General features: G+C 30.7%; 3 protein-coding genes. All 3 read left to right on the top strand.

The window, feature by feature from the left end; all coding sequences use genetic code 11:
• The coding region (locus CXF67_RS18250) for a hypothetical protein (RefSeq protein ID WP_180957955.1) at window positions 1–367 on the top strand (367 nt) is incomplete at its 5' end.
• A 58-nt stretch (window positions 368–425) separates the two neighbouring features.
• Window positions 426–794: a hypothetical protein gene (locus CXF67_RS09840; protein WP_145990454.1), complete on the top strand. Its 369-nt coding sequence runs from the start codon at window positions 426–428 to the stop codon at window positions 792–794.
• 23 nt (window positions 795–817) lie between these two features.
• Window positions 818–1,249: a hypothetical protein gene (locus CXF67_RS09845; protein WP_102088591.1), complete on the top strand. Its 432-nt coding sequence runs from the start codon at window positions 818–820 to the stop codon at window positions 1,247–1,249.
• Window positions 1,250–1,264: the final 15 nt, after the last annotated feature.

Below are 1,264 nucleotides of genomic sequence, written 5' to 3' on the forward strand. Positions count from 1 at the left end.
TAAATCTGAGTCTAAATATGGTCTTGAAGATAATAAACGAACAGGGGCCTATGCAATAGGAATATTGATTGGTTTTAATATTATGTCAATTATTACCATAATAGCAGCATTGAGTATAGAAAAAACACCTATACTTGAAGACACATTACTTTTTTTAAATATTATAACAATTTTAGTAAGCTTATTTTATTCTTTTTATTTTTTTGAAAAGAAAAAACACACCTATATATTCGAAAAATATCAGAATGAAAGTTTTAAAAAGAAAAAAATTAGAAATATATATGTCACACTCTATATAATCCTTAGTGTTGCTCTACTATATTTTGCAGTTTATGTAGGAAGAGAAAATTGGATAATTGAAAATTAAGCAACTCCCCCCCGCAAGCGCACGAATCCTTTCGTGTAGTAAATAAGTTACCGCTCAATTGCATCAGAACTTTGAACCAGTAACCGTAGATTTAGATGGCAATGAAATGGTTAGTAATGCTCTTGAAAGCACAGGAATACAGGCGTTTTCATTAGATGTTTCTGGCGAAGCAGCCTTTAAAGTAGGTGTGCAGCTCGAAGTAAGCTTGATAGGTATTGTTGCGGGTGAAAACAAAGGAGATTGGGGAGTTACGTTACAAGGAAACGGATTATTAGGACTTGAAGGGAGTTTTACAGGAAGTGCTTCTGCTTACTGGTCGTTAAATGGACAAGATTTGTCTTTAGGTAACTTAAGAGGTTTTGAATATGGAGCACAAGGAAGTGTTATTGGTGTAGCATTTTCTTATTTTGAAGGATTTTATTTATAGGTCAGATAAAAGATAAGGGAGTTATGAAAAGGTATTTATTTTTTTTGATTGTAATTGTTTTTTCTTCTTGTTCAGAATACAAAGGAGATAAAAACAGTGTTGATTATGATAGTGTGGAAATTACTTTTGATGGTTATGGAGATTACGAAATTGATGGTAAGTTAAAAATCTCAATAACAAATCCTTTAGAAGTAGAACAGCTAAATCTCTTAAAAAATCAATCACAAAGAAAATGGTTTGCTAACTTGAAAAGCACAGAGTTTTTTATGAGATTAGTTTACAAAAACTCTAATACAGGAGAGCAATTATTAATGAGTATATCAAAAAGTACGGATTTCAGTCCTACAATAGAGTATGGTTCGGGAACATTATTTGATGGAAAGTATAAAAACAATGAATTTGTTAGTTATATTAGTAATTTGACAAAATTAGATTCTATTAAAAATCATAAGTAGGGTTTAAGCCAAGAA

This window comes from Psychroflexus sp. MES1-P1E, from assembly GCF_002836055.1.
Classification (GTDB): domain Bacteria; phylum Bacteroidota; class Bacteroidia; order Flavobacteriales; family Flavobacteriaceae; genus Psychroflexus.